The organism is Erwinia sp., from assembly GCF_031978025.1.
Classification (GTDB): domain Bacteria; phylum Pseudomonadota; class Gammaproteobacteria; order Enterobacterales; family Enterobacteriaceae; genus Erwinia.
Genome location: NZ_DALZCD010000002.1, coordinates 1 through 4,640, shown reverse-complemented (window position 1 = coordinate 4,640; position 4,640 = coordinate 1). Strand labels below are relative to the sequence as shown.

Here is a 4,640-nt window from a genome sequence, read left to right as displayed (position 1 = left end):
TGACAGGATTCATTATTTTAAGGGGTAAGGTAAATAAAGTCTTTTCGTAACGAGTTATCCACCTTATTATGTCAGCATCAACTATTAAAAACCCTCCATAAAATGAAAATTTATTTTCGTTACGAGTTATCTGCCGTCATGTAGCAGCATTCATATGGATCAGGCTTAAAGAAATAACCAGGTCTTTTCTCTTCATGTAAAGTCTACCCTAAGGTAGCAGCATCTAAATAATAAACGGGTCAATGTAAACCCGTTTAACGCTATTCTCAAAACGAGATGTGAATAACATTATTCACGGTCGTGATTATAAAGGAGGCCAGATAAAAGCATGTTTCCTCAGGAGCCAGGCTTTTGGGCCAGTGTCGGACTCTGGCTCTACAGCCATAAAACAGAATGGGGTTATGCCGGTATTGCCGCCATGTTTTCCCTGCTGCGCAGCGCTTGTGCCAGAGCCCCCTGGAGCAAGCGGGTGCTGGACGCCGTATCGTGCAGCGCATTGGCCTTCTTCGCTGCGCCTACGCTACAGGTGATGGGAGCACTATTGAACTGGAATATGCCCGAAGCCGCCGCCCAGGTCTTTGCCGTTTATATTGGCTACGTGGGTAATGATTATATCAGCGAAAAGTTAAAGCGCTGGGTTAATAAAAAAACAGGAGAGCCAGATGGAAATCAGCCGTAACGGTATCCGCTTTATTAAACAGGAGGAGGGAGAGAAGCTGACGGCCTATCGGGACAGCCGCGGAATATTCACTATTGGCGTCGGGCATACGGGCCTGGTCGATAATAGCCCGATAGCTGCCGGCCTGGTCATTACCGCTGAGCAAAGCGATAGGCTGCTGCTTGCCGATATTTCTTATGTTGAAAAGAGCATTAATGAAGAAGTGCAGGTCAGCCTGACGCAAAACCAGTACGACGCTTTATGTAGTCTGGTTTTTAATATCGGCGTCAGCGCTTTTAAGGGATCAACAGTATTGAAGAAAATCAATGAAGGCGATGATGAAGGTGCCGCCGAAGCCATGCTGTTATGGAAAAGGGCGGGGCAATTACCTGAGGCGCTTTTACCGCGCAGGAAAAGAGAGCTGGCGCTTTTCCTCGCAAAATAATTCCCCATGCGTTCCTTTCCTGCGTGATTAAAAACAGCGCGGGCAGGTTTGCTGCATTTTACTGAAAAACTATTTTACCCACTAAGGAAAATAAGATGATTGAAGTTAATTCATTTGCTGAGTTACGCACGACCAAACCCTCCGCTGCAGGCGAAATCGCTCTGCTGAAACGCTATTACGATAAAGATTCTACTTTCCAAGGCGGCGGGCGTTTTGTAGGTTTTATCGATGCTGATATCGCTTCATCTAAGGATGACGGTGGCTCGGTAGCCGTGGCAACGGGCGGCGGCTATTACTGGAAGCGTATTATCGATAACGTTGAGGATATTAATATTTATCACTTCGGCGGTAAGCGACTTCGCGGCGACAGCAACTTCGATGCGGATAATGGCAAGGTTAACCATGACGCCTGTATCAATATGTATAAATGGGGACAGGCTTTCTCATCACCGGTCAGTGACACCAGTAAAAACCCGGTGCACGGCGTGGGTATCCGTTTCCCGGCCGGAAAATTCCTGATAAACCCTGTCGACCTGACCGGCGAAGGCGAAATCAACTATTTCAGCCTGTACGGCGATGATTGTGAATATGGCGTGTCGCCACGCACAATTATTATTTCCGACCAGTCCTCCTCGACGGTATTTAAGGTTAGGGCACGCCGGACGGCCATTCGTGGCATTTTCTGGGATGGCCAGGCTACCGCGGATATCGTAACCAATAAGGGCGTCATCACGCCGGAAATGGTCAGCAACAGGCAGCCGTTTTTTGAAAATACCGTGATAGAAGGCGAGTTCGTCAATATTACCTGCTGCCGTATTGAAAATATCGGCGGTTCTGCTTTTAAACTGCTCGATACGTTAGACACGCGTCTGGATCAGATTTACACCACCACCACCTATGCACGGGTGTTTGATATCCAGTGGTCCGATTCTGTTATCGGCGTCTGGGATCACTCAACGGCAGTCGAGCTGTCGAACTGTAATTTCCAGAAAGGCTACAGCGATGCCACGCTTTATATGCCCCGCGTTACGCAAGGACTGATCCGCAACGTATGGATTGAACATACGCGTTTCCCTGGCGATTTGAGCAACGGTCAGTGGATTATTGATGCGCTGAGCATTGAGTCATCTGAAAACCCGTTAAAGCTGAATTACACCAAGGCCACGATCCGCGCGCTCAGCCTCCAGTCCGGCGCCAAAGTCGACCTGACCAAATCCGGCACGCCGTGGCTGTCAGGCTTTGAATATGGCTGGCGCCGCGATGAAAACTACGGCACGGAGATGACCGGTTCTCTGAAGGCGGGCTGGTATTCCGGCTACCGTGTCAGCAACGATTCAGATAAGGATAAATGGTTCCGCGTCGGCAAATTCTTCTTCCCTCATGCCAACCAGCACTGGCATCTGGAAATGCACGGTAAAACGCTGCGGGACACCGCCACCCAGCCTGCCGATGCGCCGCTGCTGACCAACGTGTGCGGGAAGGCGTATCTGAATCTCTATCGCGGCGCCAGTTCCGTAGGTGGCAATCTGCATTATGAAGGGGATTCGGGCGTTATCGACTGCATTGTCAGAACCAGCGACAGCAAGGGCCTGTATGGCGAAGTCTGGATCAAGCTTAAGGCGCAGTGCGGCGATGTGATGCTCAATCTCAAAACCACCGGCCCGTCGCGTTTTGAAGCTGGAGAGTGCTCGTTGTTTAGCGCCGATCTCTCGGAAGTTACCGATCTGGATACGACCAAACGCGTCACGCTCTCTACGGTCATGAATTTTCATAATGGCGCTGCCGGTTATGGTTTTGATGGCGAACTCGCCACGCTGGCAACGGCCGTGGCGGAAGCCCCTGCGGCAACCGCGGCACCTGCTGGCTATATCACCGTTAAAATTAACGGCGTAAACCGCAAGCTGGCCTATTTCTGATTAATGAAAGAGAAGGGGGATGAAATGAATGAAGATTAAATTAATCATTTTTATTTTCCTGACGCTTGTTTTATTAGCCTCAGTAAAAGCCGCATTTTTTTATCATGCTCATTATACCGATGCCCGTAATCAGCTCCGGCAACAGCAGGAGCAGGTTAATACTCTCCAGCAGCGCTTAAATACCGCTGCCGCAATGGATAAAAAATATGTTTCTCAATTGCAACAGGCCAGGGAAAATGCTGGCCAGCTTGAACATGATGTGGCTACTGGCAAGCGTCGGCTGCAGCTCGCCGCCAGCTGCAATCGTCCCGTCAAGGCCCGCCCCGTCGGCGTGGCTGATGCAGCCAGCCCCCGACTTAATGACGCCGCTCAACGGAATTATTTCACTCTCAGGGAAAGAATAGCGACGGCCCGCATTCAGATAACGGGACTGCAGGATTATATTCACCAACAGTGTCAGCTTTAAATAGTGAACAACGGATGAAACCTGTTTTCATCCGCTTTTCTGCTGCCTGCCATTCACTTTTTCTCTGCTAACCCACAGGAGGTTTGCTGGTGACGAATACCAGTAAAGCAGCCGGCTGGCTGACGCCAGTGAACGATGAACCCGCCAGCGATGCCGCGCTGGAAGATCAACTCAGCACATGGATCCAGGGTCTAACCGGCCTGGCTAAAAATCGGGTAGCGGTTGATGACGGCGTTGTGCCGCCAGCATGGCTACCGAGCGACGAAAGCGGCTGTGCTTTTATCGTAATGAAAATCGCCGCCGCAGGCACACCCGTATTGACTCATCAACAGGAGGAAAATGTTCAACTCTGGCGGGATGAACGTATGACGTGCCGACTCTGGTTTTATGGTCCTTCCGCCCAACTTTATGCCGCCCGCTTTCGCGACGGAAATACGCTGGCGCAAAATCTTGCCGCCTTAAAACAGCTTTCGCTTGGCGTCAGCGATTGCAGCGATATTACCACCGTACTGGAAACGGTTAATAACGCTCAGACCCGCCGTTATGAATTAACGGTCAATGTTGTTCGTAAAATATTCCGTCTCTACGGAATTTACTCACTGGTGGAAACACCCGTTCAATTTTTTGGAGAATAATATGCCTCAAGGATTGCCTTTATCCGGCATCGTGAACGTTGACGTCATGATGTCGCCCGTAGCCGCTTCCGGTCGTAACTTTGGCTCAATGCTGATTATGGGGAGCGCCACCGTTATCCCTCTGACGGAACGCCTGCGCCTTTATACTGCAGCCGCGGATATTGGTGCAGATTTTGGCCTGAAGTCCGCTGAATATCAGGCGGCGGCCCTCTGGTTTGCGCAGTCGCCGCAGCCACAACAGCTTTATATTGGCCGCTGGGCTAAAACACTCGCCACGGGCGAAGAGGGCAAGGCAGAAACGCTGGTTGAAGCCGTTAATGCCGCGCTGGAATATGCTAACTGGTACGGTCTGGCCGTGGCTACCACCGCAGATGATGCTATCAGCGATGACGACGTGCTCGGCGTGGCGGCGGCTGTGGAATCGGCTGGTCAAAGCCGCATTTTTGCCGTTACCACCGACAGCGCAGCGGTGCCGGATCCCACTTCAACCACGGACATTGCCGCCAGGCTGAAAGCGGCG

General features: G+C 51.1%; 6 protein-coding genes. All 6 read left to right on the top strand.

All coding sequences use genetic code 11. The features are described 5' to 3' along the window. The first annotated feature begins 328 nt into the window (after positions 1-328). Positions 329-679, top strand: a complete 351-nt coding sequence (locus tag RTK32_RS00265; protein WP_312041549.1) for a phage holin, lambda family — start codon at positions 329-331, stop codon at positions 677-679. Then, a complete protein-coding gene (locus RTK32_RS00260) occupies positions 663-1,103 on the top strand; it encodes a lysozyme (RefSeq protein WP_312041548.1) in 441 nt (146 codons plus the stop codon). The genes RTK32_RS00265 and RTK32_RS00260 overlap by 17 nt, the downstream gene beginning before the upstream one ends. Before the next feature lie 95 nt (positions 1,104-1,198). Continuing rightward, complete coding sequence (locus RTK32_RS00255) at positions 1,199-3,019, top strand: amylovoran biosynthesis protein AmsF (RefSeq protein WP_312041547.1); 1,821 nt, start codon at positions 1,199-1,201, stop codon at positions 3,017-3,019. 28 nt (positions 3,020-3,047) lie between these two features. Then, positions 3,048-3,485 (top strand): lysis protein, encoded by a 438-nt coding sequence (locus RTK32_RS00250; protein ID WP_312041546.1) that lies wholly within the window; start codon positions 3,048-3,050, stop codon positions 3,483-3,485. An 89-nt stretch (positions 3,486-3,574) separates the two neighbouring features. Next, a complete protein-coding gene (locus tag RTK32_RS00245; RefSeq protein ID WP_312041545.1) occupies positions 3,575-4,120 on the top strand; it encodes a hypothetical protein in 546 nt (181 codons plus the stop codon). A 1-nt stretch (position 4,121) separates the two neighbouring features. Then, a partial coding sequence (locus RTK32_RS00240) for a DUF3383 family protein (protein WP_312041544.1) occupies positions 4,122-4,640 on the top strand: 519 nt, incomplete at its 3' end.

Bases quoted from the DNA above. Each gene is read 5' to 3' on its own strand.
- RTK32_RS00260 (WP_312041548.1), top strand. From the start codon at position 663: ATGGAAATCAGCCGTAACGGTATCCGCTTTATTAAACAGGAGGAGGGA.
- RTK32_RS00250 (WP_312041546.1), top strand. From the start codon at position 3,048: ATGAAGATTAAATTAATCATTTTTATTTTCCTGACGCTTGTTTTATTA.
- RTK32_RS00265 (WP_312041549.1), top strand. From the start codon at position 329: ATGTTTCCTCAGGAGCCAGGCTTTTGGGCCAGTGTCGGACTCTGGCTC.
- RTK32_RS00255 (WP_312041547.1), top strand. From the start codon at position 1,199: ATGATTGAAGTTAATTCATTTGCTGAGTTACGCACGACCAAACCCTCC.